The sequence below is a fragment of the Paenibacillus lacisediminis genome (genome assembly GCF_046567315.2).
Genome location: NZ_JBKIAX020000002.1, coordinates 153,068 through 171,669, shown reverse-complemented (window position 1 = coordinate 171,669; position 18,602 = coordinate 153,068). Strand labels below are relative to the sequence as shown.

The window sequence follows — 18,602 nt, the reverse complement described above, 5'->3', positions numbered from 1 at the left end:
TGAAACAGCTCGTCCCGCCTCGCTTCATGGAGGGGATGGGCTGTTTTTTTGTACATCCATCCTGGAAAAATTGCCTAATAGCCGATACAATTAAGAAGAAATGGGAAAAGGGAGGATGAAACAGGTTGAAGTATAGTCGTAAAGGCGAAAGTTCCGATCGCCCAAAGCCGGAAGCAGCTAAAAAATCGCCGGCCAAAATGCTTCTTATTGCTTTGATAGCGATTTCAATCATGCTGCCGCAAGGGGCTGCGTTTAAGCCGGGGTTGAATCCGTACGGAAGGCGCGCTGAATATGGATGAAACGCTCACCCGCGAGCCATTGGCGGTGATGCTGGCAGCGGTCGTAAACTATGATAAGCTGGCGGAGTTTTTGGATCAGGACGAAAAGGTCAACAAGTTGGCCGACGCCAAAGCGCTCACCCATCCGGGGGCGGTGGCCGTAACGCTTAAACTGGGACTGCTGCAGCCGCAAAACGGCAAATTCCTGCCGCAGCAGCCGGTCACCAAAGCCGAGGCGGCCGCCGTGCTGATGAGACTGGTGAAACTTCAGGGGCACACGGATCAGCCGATCGGGCAGGAATAACCGGCTAAAGAGGAGAAGTCCTTAGGGCTTCTCTTTTTTTCATCCTAAATATGAGGTGCGAATATGGAAGATACCTTTGAGTTAAAAGTACGGTTAATAGAAATCCGGGAAAATAACTATCAGGCGCCCCCCTCTACCCCGGTCTTTGAATTCACTTTGTCGATGATGGATCATATCGGGGCCCCCGATCCTTTTTTGCGCGATGAATTGATCTATATGACCCTCCAGCATTGGGTCACGCAAGGGATGTACACCCATGACCAACTTCTCCAATTGCTCCACATCTGCCTTGACAAGCATCACCTTTTCTGCAAAATCGGGGAGAAAGGCACCGAGTCCGTATTTACGCGTTCGTTCTCCGTGCTTCTGATTCCGTTAATCCTGTTTGCGGACAGGCAAGAGCCTTTTTTGAGCGGCGGCGATACGGAAATGATCAAAAACGAATTGGTGGCGTATCTGCTGATGGAAAACGATCTCCGGGGATACACGGGGGACACGGGCTGGGCCCATGCCATGGCGCATGCCGCCGATGCCTTTGAAGACCTCGCCCGGTCGGAACATATGCAGCGGCCTGCGCTTATGGAAATTTTAAATACGCTTCAAGCGAAAATATGCAATCATCAGTACACCTTTATCAACGAAGAAGATGAGCGAACGGTTTCCGCCGTCGTTACTGTCTTGGACAGAAGCATACTTACGGATGAAGAGGTAGCCGGATGGATCAAGCGTTTCGGGACGGCTCCCAAACCGGGCCGATTCCCCGACGACCACGTCCTTGGTACCAATGTTAAATGCTTTCTGCGAAGTTTGTATTTCCGCGTCTTGCACCATGAGGCACACCATAAATACATAGATATCATTTTAAAAACGTTGCGGCAGTTGGAACATGCGGGGGAGTGACTTCGCCTGTTCCGCCGTTTATTTCGCTCTTTTCGCGCGAAGGGTTATAACTCAAACCTAACATTTTGCACCGTAGCCTCCCTCGAGCAGTGTCACAAATCGACGCTAGGTGAGGGGGCTGCCCAAAGGGTTCGTGTCAGGTTCGTGTCTTGGTGTCCCTGCCTTGGTGTCCCTGCCTGCTGCTTGCCTTTGCACGATTATCCCTCTCGTTCAGGGAGCAGGGAATGGGGGCTAGCAAGGGTTCCAAAAAAGAGAGAAGTAAAAAAGATGAGGAAAAAATGAGACGGTTCAGGTGAGATTTTCGGCTTGATAAGGGAACATACGTTTGATATAATGGGATAAAACGAACGCGAGTTCGTGAATTTTTGATTCGTGGTCTCCTATCTTAATCTCTTGTTCGGTCTGTTTCATCTCCCCTAAACCTGATTCCTTCTCCTAAGTCCGTCTAAATTATCTCGAACCGATCTGCTTCTCCACCAAATATTTTCTTCTCCCGAGCTCGTCTGTTTCTTTGCTACCCTGATCAAACGGGATAATCGTGCAAAGTCTCCGGACAGTGAGTGGTGATCTGCCTCCCACCGAGGAGAAGAGGAGTCTGGGGCTAAGGGACACCAGAGCCGTTATCTGCGGAAAAACGGAGGTTTAAACAATGTAAACGGACACAGATGATCTTATTTACCTCAAATCGGCCTGGATGAACGGGTTTAGAGCGAAATAGGGGCGAACGAGGAAGAATGGAAGGAGGCGCTCTGGACGATTCGATTCAAAGTCTGATCGTAGGGCATCTGGTTTTTTTAAATCAGCACGGGCATACGCTGACGGCGGCCGATTTTGCGGGTCGGACCAAGTTTTTCCTAAGCGACGAGTTCCACCGGAATATGCTGGAGACCCAGCAGACCGGGCTGGCGTACTATTTGCACGCCGCGGCGGAAGCTTTTGCTTCGCGGCAGTAATGCAGATGTGAAAAGTCCTTTGGCCACGCCAAAGGGCTTTTTACGTTCCGCGGGATTATTTTGCCCGGGACTTATGGTAGAATCAGGGTACTGCGACTTCAGAAGAAGCTGGTTAGGGAAAGGAGACGAATGTATGCTGAAAATGTTCCAATACAACTGGCAAGTCAGGGACGAATGGTTTGGCTGGTGCGAAAATCTGCCCGAGGAGGAGCTGCTGCGGAAGCGGGTTGGCGGTGTAGGAAGCATCCTGGAAACGCTGTTTCATATCGCTGACGTGGAGTGGAGCTGGATTCGCGTCATTCAGGGCAAGCCGGATTTTCAGGAGCCGTTTGAGCAGTATAATACTTTGGAAAAAGTAAAAGCGTTGTCGGCCGAGTTTCATAAGGAAGTGGCGGACTTTCTCGGTACGTGGACGGACGATATGGAGGGGCTCCCGGTCACCGATGGAACCCGCCATTTCACCGCCGGAGAAATCCTCCGGCACACCATCGCTCACGAAATTCACCATATCGGCCAACTGTCGGTGTGGTCACGCGAGTTGGGGCGGGCGCCTGTTTCTGCCAACTTTATCAACCGAGGCATCGTGTAACTGCTTTTTCTTTGGAAAAAGGGCATTCTATCCTTATATCCCAATTTTGGCGCTGCCCCAAGGAGGAACAACGTTTGAGACAAAACATTCAGGTGCCCTTTGGATATGAGCCTCCGGTCCCCAGCCGGAAAGGCACGGTCATTTTTTACGACTCTTTTAGGCACATTTCGGATAAAGAACTGGATTTTGCGGCCAAGGAGGCGGCCCGCCGGGCGTTTGCCAAGCTTGTGCTGTACCCGCTGCATGAACTCACCGTGAAGAGGATAGCGAACGAGCAGGCCGGCCCGTTTTACCAAAGAGAGGATCGGCTGCATGCGTGGAAGCGGGAGCGCGGCGCCGCGGATGTAGAGGTGCTGGTGGAAGGCTGGGAGGGGAAGCGGAAGAAATATACGCCGGCGGATGCCGCGTTGCGGTATTTGACGGAAAAATATCCGTCCCCTTATTTTTTGTACATGACGCCGGACATGGCGAACCGGTTTGCGGGGTTTTCTTCATTTGAGGAATGGATTGTCAAGCTGAGGTTATTGTTGTCGGATAACCCTGCCGCCCCGCATCCCAAGCTTGAGAAATACAGGCACCGCTGGAATGTCGCGGGCGAAACCGAAGCGGTGCCGGAGCGGCCGGCGGGCCATAATGGAATAAGAGGGGGAAGAGGATGAAAACGATATGCGTATATGCCGGATCGAGGTTCGGCAAGGATGAACGATATCGCGGCGCGGCCGAGCAGCTTGGGCGCTATTTGGCCGAGCACAACTTCCGCCTCGTATATGGAGGATCCAAGCACGGGCTGATGGGCGCCGTGGCCGATGCCGCGCTGGCCGGCGGCGGCGAAGTCGTGGGCGTGATGCCTACCGGCTTGCTTCACGGGGAAGCGGCCCACCCTGGCTTGACGGAGTTCATTGAAGTCAAGGATATGCACGCCCGCAAAGCGAAGATGAGCGAGCTGGCGGATGGATTTATCGCTCTGCCGGGCGGCTTTGGCACGCTGGAAGAGTTGTTTGAGGCGCTGTGCTGGCTGCAGATCGGAATTCACCGGAAGCCGATTGGCGTGCTGAGCGCGGCCGGTTATTACGATCCGCTGCTTGGGCTGGTGAAATCCTGCATCGATGCCGGATTTGTCGATGAAGGCCACCTGTCGCTGATCAATATGGCTGATGACCCGGGCGAGCTGATCACCCGGATGAAAAATTTTGTACCGGCGATCGCCGAGACCAAGTGGAGGCAGGAAAAATGACTAGTTACCGGGGCATGATTGTGATTTTGCTGCTTGTTCTGATCGTTAGCGGGTGCGGCGGCCGGACAGGGACGCCGGGCGGCGGTTCAGCGCCGGGCACTGGGGGCGGTGCGAACGGTTCATCCTCCGCCGGCAGCGGCGGGACGAACGTGCAGCCGCCGGCGGATGGATCGGGCGGGGCGGGGAATGCTCCCGGCACCGGCGAATCCGAGCAGGCACCCGCTGATCCCGTCCTTGAACAGCTCGGCAAACTAAGCACCGACGAAAAAATCGGTCAGCTGGTGCTTGTCGGCATGGAGGGCACCGAGATCAATCAAAACGTCCGCGATTTGATCGAAAAGGAACATGTCGGCGGGTTTATTTTTTACAAGGACAATATCCAGGATAAAAAGCAGGCGCTTGCGTTGTTTAACGCGCTCAAGGCAGCGAACCGGGACCAGCCCGTCCCGCTTTTTCTGAGCGTCGATGAAGAGGGCGGGCGCGTCAGCCGGATGCCCGGAGAGTTCGCTAAGCTGCCGGCGATGCGCGCGATCGGCGATATTGGCAGCGAGGAACTGGCCGGACGAATCGGCGGAGTCATCGGCAAAGAGTTGTCCGGATTCGGCCTGAACCTCGATTTTGCGCCGGTGCTCGACGTCAACAGCAATCCCGACAACCCGGTCATCGGGGACCGCGCGTTTGGCGTGGAGCCGGAAATCGTCAGCAAAATGGGCATTGCCGTCATGAACGGGATCCGGGAGCAAGGCGTCATCCCGGTCGTGAAGCATTTTCCCGGCCACGGCGATACGGCGGTTGATTCCCACCTGGGCCTGCCGGTGGTGGAGCATGACCTGGACCGGCTGCGTAAGCTGGAGCTGGTTCCGTTCGCGCGCGCGATCAAGGAAGACGCCGACGTCGTCATGATCGCCCATCTGCTGCTGCCGAAGCTGGACCCTGACCATCCGGCATCTTTCTCCGAACCGGTCATTCACGGCTTGCTGCGGGAGGAGCTCCAGTTCAAAGGGACGATTATTTCCGACGATATGACCATGGGCGCGATCGTCAAAAACTACGACATCGGCGAAGCGGCGGTGCAGTTCCTGCTGGCCGGCGGCAATATCGTGCTCGTTGGACATAACTACGATCAAGAGCAGGCGGTAATTCAAGCGATTCGCGAAGCCGTGGCTTCGGGAAAAATTTCCGCCGAAGAGCTGGACGATCGCGTGTACAACGTGCTGAAGCTGAAAGCGAAATACGCGCTGGCCGAAAAGCCGGCTTCCGGTCCGGACTTAAAAGCGATCAACCGGGAAATTCGCTCGCTGCTGGAGGAGAATGGGCTTAAATAGCCGCTTGATCCGGGTGATATTGATACCGGATTAAATCGATCCGGCCGTGCGGCAGTATCTCAACGTCCTCCGCTTCCAGGTTCCACACCTGCTCCTGGAAAGACTCCTCGTCCTGCAGCGCAATCTGCCCTTGCCCATTGACGACGCGGTGCCAGGGAAGCCCGTGCTTGCGGCTCATGCTGTGCAAAATCCGCACGACCTGGCGCGCGGCCCGCGGGCTTCCGGCACAAGCGGCGATCTGGCCGTACGTCATCACCTTTCCGGGCGGGATGGCGGCGATAACTTCAATCACTTTGGCGGTAAACGGCTGCATGGTGCATAACTCTCCTTCACATAGTACTTATTATCCGTACCCTTATTAGTTTAACTTAATAAGCTTGAGGTGGTTCATATGGAATCTATTTTATACTCCGAAAGGCTGATTTTGAAAGAGCTGGGCGCGCCGGATGCGGAAGCCGTCCTGGACTATTTGCGCCGGAACAGGGAAGTGCTCGGACCTTGGGAGCGAACCAAGGAGCCCGCGTACTACACGTTGGAATACCAGCGCGAGCTGCTTCATCAGGAGTCGGAGAAAATCGCAAGCGGCGACCTGTGCAAATGGTGGATTTTTCGTCAGGAGGAGCCGGTGCGGGTCATCGGTTCGGTGGCCTTAAGCAACATTGTGCGGGGCGCTTTCCAATCCTGTCATCTGGGTTACGGGCTAGATGGGAAGGAGCATGGGAAGGGGTATATGACCGAAGCGGTCCGCCGGGTGACATTGTACGCGTTTGCCGCATCGGGGCTTTACCTGCACCGGATCGAAGCCAACATCATTCCGCGCAACGCGGCTTCCTTGCGGGTCGCCGAGAAATGCGGATTTTATCATGAGGGCTTGGCCTACAAATATCTGTACATCAACGGGGCGTGGGAGGATCACATCCATATGGTGCTTAGAAACGAAGCGATGGAATAGGCGCTTACCGGACCAACCTCCCGCCCGATAAGCCGTGATACGCCGTAACAATTCGAGCGTCATCATCGTTTATTCGTTAAAGCAAAGCGAGCTGGAGGTGCGTGAATGCGGCAAACTTTTAAAGAGCTGGGATACCCCGTCAAATTGTACTTGTATATCGCGTTATTCGCCGCGAGCGTGATCGGCATGAAATATGTGATCGATACGCAGCTGCCTGGAGGAGGGCGTCCTCCCTACCTGTTCCTGATCTGGAACACGTTTTTGGCCTGGATTCCGCTGGGGATGGCGATTGCGCTTGATTTCATCAGCCTGATTCCGTCCCGGCCGGCCAGATGGGGGCTAATGCTGCCGGCCGGTTTAGTCTGGCTGTTTTTTTACCCGAATGCGGCCTATTTAATTACCGATATGCTGCATCCCTTCAACCGGTATCCGATCCCGGAAACCGGAAAGTTTTGGCTCGAAATGTCATTTTGGGATCATCTGTTCACCTTGTTTTTTGTCGCCTTGCTTGGTTTGGCGCTCGCTTCCGTTTCCCTCGCCTCGGTTCACGGACTGGTCCGGAAAGCCTGGGGAAGCGCCGCTGGCTGGGCGTTTGCGATCGCGGTGCTGCTGCTAAGCAGCTTCGGCATATATCTGGGCCGTTTCATCCGTTGGAACAGCTGGGATTTGTTAAGATCCCCTATGTATGTGGTGCGGGAGACTGTGGCTTACTTCGGCGATCCCGGGAATGTTTCGCATGCGATGACGTTCTGTAAGTGGATATTTATCATAACGTTGTTTTGTTATGTCGTATTGTACGGGGCCGGGGCGATGCGAAAGCGGGCGGGTGAACTTTGAGCGGGATCAGGCAAAAGCTGCAGGAGCGGTTTCCGGTGCTGGAAAGCGAGCGGCTTGTTATGCGCAAGCTGGAGCTCCGGGACGCGGACGCTTTATACGACTGCATCACCACTCCGGCCGTACGCAGACATGTGGCGATCCGTTCGGACAGGCTGCAGTTTCCGGAGCGCTTGTTCCGCTATTTCGAAGAGTCTTACCGCAGTTTGCGGGACCTTCATTTTGCGGTGGAATATAAACGGGAAGGGCGGTTCATCGGCCTGTGTTCCCTGCAATACTTACGCTCGGACGGACAAAAAGCGCGGATCGGCTACATGCTGTCGCCGGCTTATTGGAATCGGGGGCTGGCAACCGAGGCGGCACAGACTGTGCTGGGCTTTGGGTTTGACACGTTGGGGCTGGCGAAAATTGAGGCCCGCTGCAGCAGCGACAACCCGGCTTCGGAACGCGTGCTGCAAAAATGCGGTATGCGCCGCGAAGCGCACATTCCGCCCGCCGCAGGGCGGGAGGGGCAGGAGGAAAGCTTGCTGCTGTATATTGGCGAACGTAATTGGTTCTTTTAACAAAAGGAACGATATTTGTTACACAATTGAAATATAGCTGTGATCAAACCCTAATAGAAAGAGGGTACACTTATTACATGACCCCCTTTTGAATATATATTTTCTTTTTGGAATCCGGTGCATGCGGCGCGGATTCTCTTTTTTTGTCCGGATAAGTTACAGCGGCACGGATATCTTTTGTTTGTTTTTGAAATACACCCATTCGCGGAAACCGATGTCCCTAAGGCGCCGGGCGACATCGTCCCATTCGTCGGCGACGCGCTGAGGGATGTGGGCATCCGAGCCGAAAGTGACATCTACGCCAAAATGCAGCGCGCGTTCGAGAATGGCGTCAGAAGGGTACCAGCCGCCGCTCAGCTTAGTTTTTCCCGAGGTGTTGATCTCGATGGCCACCCCGCTGTCCGCAATCGTCTTCAGCGTATCGTCGATCGCCTCCGTGGCGGGAATGTCCGAAAATGCCGGATAGTTGCCTTTCATGGCGTCGATATGCCCGAGAATTTGAAACATCCCGCTTTGCGCCGATTGCCGGATCAAATCGTAGTAGCCTTCTTTCGTAGCGATTTTTTCCTGCGGGCTGAGGCCTTTCCAACGGTTTTTGTTGAAAATGCTGACCTCGCCGACGCTGTGCACCGAGCCGATCACATAATCAAACGGATACTGGTTTAGTGTATTCCGATAAACTTCGGCATGTTCCGGGAAGAAATCGGATTCGATCCCGAGCAGAACGTCGATTTTGCCCTCGTATTCCTTTTTCAGCTTCAGCACTTCGTCGACGTAGCCGGCGAACTCCTTTTTGCCCATCGAGATCCGGGGAAACGGTCTGTCTTCCGGACTGCCGAAATACGGGGTATGGTCGCTGATGCCAATCACGGACAATCCCGCGGCGATGCCCGCCTCGATATAATCCCGGATATTGCCGTCGGCATGTCCGCAGCGGAAATGGTGCGTATGAAGGTCGAACTTCATAATTCTGTCGGCTCCTTTCAGTTAGGGACTGCCGGTTATTCGGAACTGATGAAATGCGTTTCCGGCATGCCCTTCAAGTCTCCGAGAAACTGCTGCATCGCCGAATTGACGTACCGGCTGGATTTATAGATGACCCCGACCGGATGAGTGACCTCCAGCTCGGGGATCGGGACGATCTTTAGGGAACCCTGTTTCAACTCCCGCAAAATCGACTGCTTGGAAATAATCGCCGCCCCCAAATTGATCTCCACCATCCGTTTGACTTCTTCGCTGCTGGACAGCTCCATCACAATATGGGGGTCGATTTCGTGCCTCTTGAACACCTCGTCGATAAACCGCCGTCCGACGGTGTCGGGAGACAGCATAATGAGCGGAACCTCCCGGAGCGAATCCAGCGAAGGATTGCGAAGGCTGGCCAGAGGGTGCAGCGGCGAAACGACCAGTTCGAACGTATCGTAGTAAAGCACCGAAGACAACACCTGCGGGTTGTTTTCGATCAAATAACCAATCCCGATATCGACGAGCCCTTGCTCCACGTTTTGATAAATCAGGCTGGACGGCATGGACTGGATGGTCGTTTTGATCAGGGGGAACTGGTCTTGAAAATAGGACAAAATGCGCGGCAGGATCTGGATGGCGATCGACGTCGTGGTCCCGAGTACGATATGGCCCTGCGGCGTGTGCTCCATATCGGACAGCTTCTGCTTGAGCTCCTCGACAATATCCAGTATCCGTTCCGCCTGCTCAAGAAATACCTGCCCCCGATCGGTTAGCGTGACGGGTTGATTGCGGTCGACCAGCACGGTCCGGAATTCGTCCTCAAGGCTTTTGATCTGTGCGGACACGGCGGGCTGGGTCAGATTAAGCAGTTCTCCGGCTTTGCGGAAGCTTTTGGTTTTGGAAATGGTGATCAATGTTTCCAACTGGCTGATGTTCACCAGGCATACCTCCTTTCCGTAGGTTTGTTATCCCTGACGAGGCTTCCTTTTGATTTTATTAATTATAGGTGATTTTCCCGAAGTAAATCAATGATCGGCCGCCCTGGGACTTGAAGCATCCTCCGTTATTATGTGCTATTCGACGCAATTCTGCGATTTTTAATGACTTATGAATAGGAATAAAGTATAATTAGCATTAACTAAAAGATGGGTCTTTTGTATTGAATAAGTTATTCTCCTAGTGAAAAGGGGCGCATAATTTTGAAAGCAGAAGTGATAAATCCTTTTCTTGAATCAGCGCGTTCGGTCATTGAACAGGTCGTTCAAATTTCTCCTTCAACTGGGAGCATGGGCGTCAAAGATGTGATTCCCGTACAGGATCACATATGGATTCAGATTGGCATGACCGGCCATTTCAGCGGCATGGTTGTGTTCGGTTTGCAGGAAAACGTCGCTCTCCGGATCGTATCGGCGATGATGGGCGGATTTGTGCTTACGGAAATGGACGAGATGGGGCAAAGCGCGATTTCGGAGCTGGGAAATATGATCAGCGGAAATGCCAGCACGTTGTTGTCCAACCAGGGTTTTGCGGTAGATATTACGCCCCCGCAGGTGATCAAGACGGAAACGGCCAGCGGATTTCTGCCGCGCAAAGCGCTGTGCATACCGCTGCTGATGGACGGCATTGGCGAACTGGACATTCAAGTGATGATCTCTTAAGATAGGAGCATCCTAGTTTGAAGGGATGAATGACCATGTCTTTAAACAAGCGGATCGTTGTCGTCACCGGCGCATCCAGCGGCATCGGCGCGCTGTCGGCGCAAATGCTGTCGGAGCGGGGAGCCGTCGTTGTGCTTGCCGCGCGTTCAATGGACAAGCTGAAACAGGTCGGATCGGGGATGAAAGGGCCGTATCAGCTGCTTGAAATGGATGTAAGCGACGATGTTTCGACGCGATCGGGATTTGAGCGGGTGTTTTCCGAGTACGGGCGGGTGGATGTTCTGGTGAACAATGCCGGGTACGGCAAGTTCGAATACTTCGACCAAATGCCTTTGCCCGAATTTGCGGAAATGATGAATGTAAATTACATAGGAATGGTCCGCTGTGCCCAAGCCGTTTTGCCGTACATGAAGTCGGCGCATTCCGGCACGATCGTGAACGTCGCGTCGCTGGCGGGCAAAATCGGCACCGCCAAATCGACGGCCTACACCGCCACCAAACACGCCGTGGTCGGCTTCAGCAGCGCGCTGCGCCAGGAGGTTCGGCCGTACGGCATTAAAGTGTCGACGATCAACCCGGGGCCGATCGATACGCCGTTTTTTGACCTTGCCGATCCGAGCGGGGATTATGTGCGCAACGTCAAATGGTTCATGCTAAAGCCGGAGCGAGTGGCAAAGGCGATCGTCTCCGCCGCGGAGAAGGGCCGTACGGAAATCAACCTTCCTTGGATCGCCGGGGTGGGGGCAAAATGGTACCAGATGTTTCCCGGTTTGGCGGATCGGATCAGCTACCGGCTGCTGAATAAGAAATAACCATAACCTGCCTGTGAGGGCGGGTTTTTGTGTGTATGAAAAGTGTCCGGTTAGGCGGTTATGATTTGCCGAGTCGCGGAAGGTGCGGAAGTTCGGAAGATGCGAAACTGCGGAAGTTGCGGAAGGCGTGGAAGGCACAGAAACTGCGGAAGTTGCGGAAGGCGTGGAAGGCGCAGAAACTGCGAAAGCTACAGAAGCTGCGGAAGTTGCGGAAGACTCGGCCATAGCGGTAAAAAAGGGCGTTATCTTTGGCGAGAAAGGCAGATGGGACAAAATAAAGGAATTTTTTACCGCTATTCTTGGCAAAAGGAGAGGAAAAGGTGATTTTCCCCGGCTTGTTGTAAAATAGGGCCCCAAATTACCGTTATTTGGCGAACAACAAGCTGAATTTACAGAATAAGGCCATAATTTACCGCTATTTCTCCGGGAATATTGCAAAACGTATAAAAAATATTGAAAAAACCAAAATATTTGGTACAATCTAACTATAGTTCCCATAAATAAACATATTTAGGACTTATCGATTTTGAACGCGCTTACATCATTTTGTTTAAAAGGAACTGTAATATCCCAATATTGGAGGTGAGTGAAGCACGCCTAAAAATTCAAACGTTTGCACAAGGTGGTTAGGCACTTTAAATCGGGCCAGGGATTAATATCGATCGAAATTCAAACGTTTGCACAAAGTAAGAACACATCAGGATAAGCCAAAATCGATGCTTGCGAACCTAAAAATTGAAGGAGGACTTGCAATGAATAAGAGAGTTCGGAAAATAACGGCCTTATTCGTAGCCGTCATGTTTTTTGCCACATCTTTTTTTATCCATCCGCTGCCTTCCGCACAAGCTGATTCGGCCATTCCAACAAACAACTCCGACAAGAAGGCAACATTCAATTGGGATAACGCCAACGTGTATTTTGTCTTAACGGACCGTTTCAAGGACGGGGACTCAAGCAACAATAATTCGTACGGAAGACCGTCCCGGGATGCGACCGGCAAAAATATCGGAACTTTCCACGGCGGGGATTTGAAAGGGCTTACACAAAAACTTAACGAAGGCTACTTTACGGACTTGGGCGTTAACGCCATCTGGATTTCGGCTCCCTATGAGCAGATTCACGGGTTTGTCGGCGGAGGCAATGGCGGGGATTTTGCCCATTACGGCTATCATGGCTATTACGCCCTCGATTTCACGATGATGGATCGCAACATGGGGACCATCGAGGATATGCGTGAATTTGTGGACACGGCGCATGCCCAAGGAATCCGGGTTGTGCTTGACATCGTGATGAACCATCCCGGCTACAACACGCTAAAGGATATGGAGGAGTACGGGTTCGGCAGTAAAACGGTCGGCGCAGACTGGGCTCCGGGCAATGGGCAAACCTGGCACAACTATCATGATTATATTAACTATAACGACGCTTCCGCCTGGTCAAAATGGTGGAATACCTGGGTACGTGCCGGCATTGCCGGTTACGAGCCTGGTGGTTCGAACGATCTTACGCAACTTGTCGGCAACTTGCCGGACTTTCGCACGAATGTGACGAACAACATCGGGCTGGCTCCGCTCTTGAAAACGAAATGGGCTAAAGAAACGACGGGCTATGAGCGGTGGATCGTTCCCGCGGCGGCTCCTTTAAGAAAAGACCTTGGCGCGGCTCCGGCGGATTACCTCGTCAAGTGGCTGGCGGCCTGGGTTGAAGAGTTCGGGATTGACGGATTCCGGGCCGACACGGCCAAGCATGTGGAACTAAACCGCTGGAAACAATTGAAAAATGAGGCCAGCGCGGCTTTGGAAAGATGGAGGCAGAACAACCCGGACAAACCGGGCGCGGATTGGACCGAAGATTTCTGGATGACCGGGGAAGTTTGGGGACATGGCGTCGGCAAAAGTGAGTATTTTAATTACGGCTTTGATTCGATTATCAATTTCAGCTTCCAGGGCGCCAATATCAATTCCCCGGAAGGAGTCTATTCGGACTATGCCGCAAAGCTGAACAACGATCCGAACTTTAACGTGCTTAGTTACATCTCTTCGCATGATACCAGTCTGTATGACCGCGGACGATTGATCCAGGCCGGAACGGCGCTGCTTCTGCTGCCGGGCGGAGTGCAAATCTTCTACGGCGACGAAACCGCCAGACCTTTTGGGGATACCGGTTCCGACCCGCAGCAGGGAACGCGTTCATCGATGAATTGGGACAATATCAATCAGAACGTGTTGTCCCATTGGCAGAAGGTCGGCCAGTTCCGGAACAACCATATTGCGGTTGGAGCGGGCCAGCACGCCAAAATCGCGGACAGCCCGTATACGTTCAGCCGGACGTATGCCAAGGACGGCATTGAGGACAAGGTTGTCGTGGCTATGAACGCCTCCGGCTCTACTGCGGTCAACGTATCGCCCGTGTTCCCGGACGGAACGCTCGTTCGAGACGCTTATACCGGAAACGAGGCGGTCGTCAGCGGCGGAACAGCGACTTTCACGGCAGGAGCCAACGGACTGATCCTGATCGAACAGATCGGGGAATCCCCGCTGCCGCTGTTGTTCGCCGACCCTGCGGGAGGAAACTTTAAAACGGACACGCTTGCGGTTAAGCTGCAGGTGAGGAAGGCGGACAGCGGGAAATACACGCTGGACGGCAGCGATCCGCAGCAGGGGATTGCCTTCACCGACGGGACGGAGATTACAATTGGCGAAAATATGGAGTTCAACGATAAGCTAACCTTGAGAATGCATGCCGTAAATGAAGATGGTGTTTCCACACAGCAGTATATCTTTACGAAGAAAGATCCGAATGCCGGGCTGAGCGTTCATTTCAAAAAGCCCGCTGACTGGGGAACGCCTCACCTGTATTTCTATGAAACTTCGCCTAAGGTGGCCGAGCCTACTTGGGCGGAAGCTCCGGTTATGACGAGAGAGACGGGAGACTGGTATTCCTATACGATTGATGGCGTGGATAACGCTACGGTTATATTCAGGGATGATAAAGGACGACAAAATCCAGGACAGAACCAACCCGGCTTCCCGCTGACCGCAGACGGCTGGTATGATGGACGGTGGCATGATTCGAATCCGGACGGTCAAGGGGACACGGAAGCGCCGACGGCTCCGACCGGCCTCCGCGCGACTGCGGTAACGGATCGGACGGTAAGCCTCGCCTGGACCGCTGCAACCGATAATGTCGGTGTAGCCGCCTATGATATTTTCCGGGGAACAGAGAAAATCGGAAGCACGGAGGCAACCGCGTATACGGATACAGTCCTCTCTCCTGAAACCGTTTACATTTATTCTGTCAAGGCGCGCGATGCTGCGGGCAATGTATCCGCGTCAAGTGATCCGCTGGAAGTAACGACCAAGCCGGCGGGAACCGGCGGCAACCAGGTCACTGTATATTACAAGCACGGCTTCAACACGCCGTACATGCACTACCGTCCGGAAGGCGGCGAATGGACAGCCGTACCGGGCGTGCGAATGGAATCGTCCGAAGCAGCGGGCTACAGCAAGCTGACGGTCGATATCGGAACGGCGCAAAGGCTGGAGGCCGCCTTCAACAACGGCAATAATCAGTGGGACAGCAACAATCAGCGGAACTACTTCTTCGGGGTAGGCACCTGGACGTATTCCGGGAATGGAAAGATAACCGAGGGCGCGCCCAATCCGAGCGCTGGCAATCAAGTGACCGTTTACTATAAGGAAGGCTTCAACACGCCGTACATGCACTACCGTCCGGAAGGCGGCGAATGGACAGCCGTACCGGGCGTGCGAATGGAATCGTCCGAAGTAGCGGGTTATAGCAAGCTGACGGTCGAGATCGGAACGGCGCAAAGGCTGGAAGCCTGCTTTAGCAATGGTAGTGGTCAATGGGACAGCAACAACGGTAAAAATTACTTTTTTGGAATAGGGACATGGACTTTCAGCGGCTATGGCAATATACGGGAGGGCGCGCCCGCGCCGACCGTCCCTGCGTCTGCCGAGGAAGCGGAGGGTTCCGCCGGTTTGGAACCCAATCAAAATCAGATCGGGCTGGAATCACCGCTTCCGGCTATTTTACCGGATCCGGAGCCAGCGTCCAAAATCGAGCCGGCGCCGGTTGTTCCCGAGCCGCCCGCTTTTGAAGCGGCGCCGGAAACATTGTCAAACTTAAGCGATGCTAAGTCCGGCGGCGTACTCCATGTTGGAGTACTCCATGCTGGCGTAATTCATGTCGGCGACCCATGGGTAAGCCGTTTGTCCGCCTAGACAACCGAAAATCGAGCGAAAAATGCCCCTTTGTCATGAGGGATCATGGCAAGGGGTGTTTTTCTTGGAATTGTAGAGGAGATTAACAGAGTCAAAGGCAAAAATGCATTTCATTTTTCGTAAATTCCCGTTTTGGGGCGAATCAAGTGCAAAAGTACATCTCATTTGGGGCCATCTAATAAAAAAGGTTCTTTTGGCCGGAAATGAACTGCACTTTTGCATTTGAACCACCTGTTTCGAGGGAGTTCGACAAATTCCGCCTGCACTTTTGCATTTCGTAGTAGTTGACGCAGGGCGCAGACCCGATTTGGCATAACCCCTGATTTGGTACAACCCATATTTCGCATAAGTCCGGAATCGCATAAGTCTAGATATCGCTCTATTCCTGATATCGCAACATAGTCCATATTTCACACATAGTCCAGATTTCGCATGATCTCGAAGCTCCAGCTTCCTTATATCGTAAGGAAATCTGCCGCTTAACGAGCTCTGTCCACCTGAAATGTACCTCGAATGACGCTTTTCTTGAGGTATTTATTTGTTGTGACCAGCGTATATCGCATATAATGAAAATATTAACATTTCAAAGCAATGATCAAAAGTGATTAACGATAAATGAAAAAGGATGAATGGATATGACAAATACGACGTTTGCCGGGCTTGGAATCGGAGAACTGTTGTCCGCGAAGCTGATGGATTATGGCATTACGGAACCTTCGCCGGTACAGGCGGAATGCATTCCCGCGGCGTTGGAAGGACGCGACGTACTTGCGCAATCGCAGACGGGAACCGGAAAAACGCTGGCTTATTTGCTGCCGATCCTGCAGTCCATCGATCCGGAAGCCAAAACGCTGCAGGGCCTGATCCTGGCGCCAACGCAGGAGCTCGCCATGCAGATCTTGCGGGAGGCGGAAAAATACGGGGAAGCGCTGGGGATTTTCTCCCAGGCGCTGATTGGCGGAGCCTCCGTCAAAAGACAACTGGAGCGGCTGAAGCAGCATCCCCAGCTTGTGATCGGAACGCCGGGACGCATCCGGGAGATCCTAGCGCTCCGCAAGCTGAAGCTGCACACGCTAAAAACCTTGGTCGTGGACGAAGCCGATCAGATGTTCAAACTCGGGGGCACGGCCGACGTGGAGCATATTTTGCGCGCGACGCTGCGCGACCGGCAGCTGATGTTCCTGTCCGCGACGATCACCCCGGATATCCGGTCCCTGGCGGCCAAAGAGATGAACAACCCGGCGGAAATCGGGATCGAGCCGGAACAGCGGACATCCAAAAGCCTGGAGCATATTTACTTCGTTTGCGAACCGCGCGACAAAATCGACATGCTGCGCCGGATCGTAAGGCATTTCGATCCGGCCCGGGCGATCGTGTTCATTAACCACACCGACCAGATCGCCGAGGTGGAAGGCAAAATGAACTATATCGGCCTTAGCGCCGGCGCCTTGTACGGCGATGCGGACAAAGCGGCGCGCAGCCTTACGCTGAAGCGGTTCCGCGAAGGCAAAATCCGCCTGCTTGTCGCCAGCGACGTAGCCGCCAGAGGCCTGGACATCGAGGACCTCGCCCTGGTCGTAAATCTGGATCCGCCGGCCGACGCCGAGCATTATGTACACCGCGCCGGACGCACGGGACGGATGGGTAAGCACGGCCTGGCCGTCTCGATCGTCTCGCCGCAGGAAGAGTTCATTATGCGCAAGTTTTCGCGCGAGCTGGGCATCGAAATCGAGCCGAAGACGATGTATCAGGGCGAAGTGCTGGGGCTGGAGGAACGGCCGTCAGCGGGGAGACACCGGCATCCGTCCGGAGGCAAAAAGGCGGGGGTGAGCGCTGCCCGCCGCCACGCGGCGGAAGGGCCCGGAGCTGCGTCCGGCAGCCGCTATCCCGCCGAGGGTGGGCGCCGGGGCAAAACAGCCGGGCTGGCGCAGCCGGACAGTGGCGACCGCGGGAGCGCCGGACATTCGGCAACGGGAAAAACCGGCCGAGGCAGCCAGACGGCTTCGGGGCGCAAGGCATCGACGTCCGCTTGGGCCGGCGGGGCGGCTGGCGGGGGAGCGCGCAAGATGAATCCGGCGGGCGACCGGAAGAAAGAGCGCCTGGAGGACCGTAAGAACAAAGGCGCCCCGCGGTGGCTGAAAAACAAAAAGCCGCAGGGTTAAAGCGGATTTTAGGAACCGATGAGTAATATAACGCAGGGAGCTTTTTCAGGCTCCGCGTTTCTTTGTTGGGAGGAGTTCAGATTGAGTGAAATGCCCATACTGCAAGTTGAGGAGCTAAGCGGGGGATACAGCCTAGGCCGCCCGGTGCTCCATGATGTGAGCTTTGAGGTTAAGCCGGGCGAAATGGTGGGGCTGATCGGCCTGAACGGCGCTGGCAAAAGCACGACGATGAAGCATATTCTCGGGCTGATGGCGCCGCACCGGGGCGGCATTTATGTTACCGGCAAGACGCGGGAAGAGGCGCCTGAAGCGTATCAGTCTTCGCTCGCGTTTGTCCCGGAATCCCCGCTGCTGTATGAAGAATTAACCGTGAAAGAGCACCTGGAATTCACCGCCAGGGCTTACGGAGTCGGCCCCGAGGATTACCAAGACAGAGCGGAGCGGCTGCTGAAGCTGTTCCGCATGGAGGAGAAAGCCGACAGTCTGTCGATGCATCTCTCCAAAGGCATGAAGCAGAAGGTGATGATTATGTGCGCCTTTGTCGCCCGGCCGCCGCTGTACATTATCGACGAGCCTTTTCTCGGGCTGGACCCGCTGGGAATTCGCTCGCTGCTTGACTTTATGCTGGAGATGAAGGAGAGCGGGGCGTCGATTTTGCTGAGCTCGCACATCCTGTCGACCATCGAAAACTATTGCGACCGTTTTATCGTTTTGCACCGCGGGAAGGTGATCGCGCAAGGAACGCTGGCCGAAATCGGGGAGCAAGCCCGCATGCCGGGGGCCGCGCTGGAATCGATTTTTTACGCTTTAGTGAAGGACGGAGAGTAG

The 18,602-nt window shown here is 54.2% G+C and carries 18 protein-coding genes and 1 pseudogene; 16 read left to right on the top strand and 3 right to left on the bottom strand.

Annotated features, from left to right (window positions below; translation table 11 throughout):
- The first annotated feature begins 291 nt into the window (after positions 1-291).
- The 7 genes and pseudogenes from ACLD72_RS04140 to nagZ all read left to right on the top strand — a co-directional run bounded on the left by ACLD72_RS04140 (position 292) and on the right by nagZ (position 5,583).
- Positions 292-582: an S-layer homology domain-containing protein gene (locus ACLD72_RS04140; RefSeq protein ID WP_410996068.1), complete on the top strand. Its 291-nt coding sequence runs from the start codon at positions 292-294 to the stop codon at positions 580-582.
- A gap of 63 nt (positions 583-645) precedes the next feature.
- Positions 646-1,482 carry a DUF2785 domain-containing protein gene (locus tag ACLD72_RS04135; protein WP_410996066.1) on the top strand — a complete coding sequence of 279 codons (837 nt, stop codon included), beginning with the start codon at positions 646-648 and terminating at the stop codon, positions 1,480-1,482.
- Between the two features lie 773 nt (positions 1,483-2,255).
- A pseudogene (locus tag ACLD72_RS04130) lies at positions 2,256-2,435 on the top strand (MerR family transcriptional regulator); the annotation flags it as partial.
- A 133-nt stretch (positions 2,436-2,568) separates the two neighbouring features.
- Positions 2,569-3,024, top strand: coding sequence for a DinB family protein (locus ACLD72_RS04125; protein WP_410996505.1), 456 nt, complete (start codon positions 2,569-2,571; stop codon positions 3,022-3,024).
- Positions 3,025-3,098: 74 nt separating this feature from the next.
- Complete coding sequence (locus ACLD72_RS04120) at positions 3,099-3,683, top strand: hypothetical protein (protein WP_410996064.1); 585 nt, start codon at positions 3,099-3,101, stop codon at positions 3,681-3,683.
- The gene (locus ACLD72_RS04115) at positions 3,680-4,258 is read left to right on the top strand and encodes a TIGR00730 family Rossman fold protein (RefSeq protein ID WP_410996062.1); all 579 of its coding nucleotides are present in this window, start codon (positions 3,680-3,682) and stop codon (positions 4,256-4,258) included. The genes ACLD72_RS04120 and ACLD72_RS04115 overlap by 4 nt, the downstream gene beginning before the upstream one ends.
- The gene (gene nagZ, locus ACLD72_RS04110; RefSeq protein WP_410996060.1) at positions 4,255-5,583 is read left to right on the top strand and encodes a beta-N-acetylhexosaminidase; all 1,329 of its coding nucleotides are present in this window, start codon (positions 4,255-4,257) and stop codon (positions 5,581-5,583) included. Before ACLD72_RS04115 ends, nagZ begins: the two co-directional genes overlap by 4 nt.
- On the opposite strand, the gene ACLD72_RS04105 is transcribed toward nagZ, so the two are convergent.
- Positions 5,576-5,896 (bottom strand): MGMT family protein, encoded by a 321-nt coding sequence (locus ACLD72_RS04105; RefSeq protein WP_410996058.1) that lies wholly within the window; start codon positions 5,894-5,896, stop codon positions 5,576-5,578. The genes nagZ and ACLD72_RS04105 overlap by 8 nt on opposite strands.
- A gap of 78 nt (positions 5,897-5,974) precedes the next feature.
- Between ACLD72_RS04105 and ACLD72_RS04100 the strand changes: the two genes are divergently transcribed.
- The 3 genes from ACLD72_RS04100 (at position 5,975) to ACLD72_RS04090 (ending at position 7,932) form a co-directional block, all read left to right on the top strand.
- Positions 5,975-6,535 carry a GNAT family N-acetyltransferase gene (locus ACLD72_RS04100; RefSeq protein ID WP_410996056.1) on the top strand — a complete coding sequence of 187 codons (561 nt, stop codon included), beginning with the start codon at positions 5,975-5,977 and terminating at the stop codon, positions 6,533-6,535.
- A 105-nt stretch (positions 6,536-6,640) separates the two neighbouring features.
- On the top strand, positions 6,641-7,372 hold the full coding sequence (locus ACLD72_RS04095; protein ID WP_410996054.1) for a DUF1361 domain-containing protein: 732 nt from the start codon (positions 6,641-6,643) through the stop codon (positions 7,370-7,372).
- Complete coding sequence (locus tag ACLD72_RS04090) at positions 7,369-7,932, top strand: GNAT family N-acetyltransferase (RefSeq protein WP_410996052.1); 564 nt, start codon at positions 7,369-7,371, stop codon at positions 7,930-7,932. The genes ACLD72_RS04095 and ACLD72_RS04090 overlap by 4 nt, the downstream gene beginning before the upstream one ends.
- 156 nt (positions 7,933-8,088) lie before the next feature.
- Here ACLD72_RS04090 and ACLD72_RS04085 read toward each other — a convergent pair whose 3' ends face one another.
- Both ACLD72_RS04085 and ACLD72_RS04080 read right to left on the bottom strand, forming a co-directional pair.
- Positions 8,089-8,898, bottom strand: coding sequence for a histidinol-phosphatase (locus tag ACLD72_RS04085; RefSeq protein WP_410996050.1), 810 nt, complete (start codon positions 8,896-8,898; stop codon positions 8,089-8,091).
- Positions 8,899-8,933: 35 nt separating this feature from the next.
- Positions 8,934-9,836: a LysR family transcriptional regulator gene (locus ACLD72_RS04080; RefSeq protein ID WP_251591194.1), complete on the bottom strand. Its 903-nt coding sequence runs from the start codon at positions 9,834-9,836 to the stop codon at positions 8,934-8,936.
- Between the two features lie 261 nt (positions 9,837-10,097).
- On the opposite strand from ACLD72_RS04080, the gene ACLD72_RS04075 reads away from it, so the two are divergent.
- The 6 genes from ACLD72_RS04075 (at position 10,098) to ACLD72_RS04050 (ending at position 18,602) form a co-directional block, all read left to right on the top strand.
- On the top strand, positions 10,098-10,556 hold the full coding sequence (locus ACLD72_RS04075) for a chemotaxis protein CheX (RefSeq protein WP_251591191.1): 459 nt from the start codon (positions 10,098-10,100) through the stop codon (positions 10,554-10,556).
- A gap of 35 nt (positions 10,557-10,591) precedes the next feature.
- Complete coding sequence (locus tag ACLD72_RS04070) at positions 10,592-11,368, top strand: SDR family NAD(P)-dependent oxidoreductase (RefSeq protein ID WP_410996048.1); 777 nt, start codon at positions 10,592-10,594, stop codon at positions 11,366-11,368.
- Positions 11,369-11,495: 127 nt separating this feature from the next.
- On the top strand, positions 11,496-11,717 hold the full coding sequence (locus ACLD72_RS04065) for a hypothetical protein (RefSeq protein ID WP_410996046.1): 222 nt from the start codon (positions 11,496-11,498) through the stop codon (positions 11,715-11,717).
- 403 nt (positions 11,718-12,120) lie between these two features.
- Entirely contained in the window at positions 12,121-15,612 is a 3,492-nt protein-coding gene (locus tag ACLD72_RS04060; protein ID WP_458475570.1) for a carbohydrate binding domain-containing protein, read from the top strand.
- 635 nt (positions 15,613-16,247) lie between these two features.
- Positions 16,248-17,774 carry a DEAD/DEAH box helicase gene (locus tag ACLD72_RS04055; RefSeq protein WP_410996043.1) on the top strand — a complete coding sequence of 509 codons (1,527 nt, stop codon included), beginning with the start codon at positions 16,248-16,250 and terminating at the stop codon, positions 17,772-17,774.
- Positions 17,775-17,864: 90 nt separating this feature from the next.
- Positions 17,865-18,602 (top strand): ABC transporter ATP-binding protein, encoded by a 738-nt coding sequence (locus ACLD72_RS04050; RefSeq protein WP_410996503.1) that lies wholly within the window; start codon positions 17,865-17,867, stop codon positions 18,600-18,602.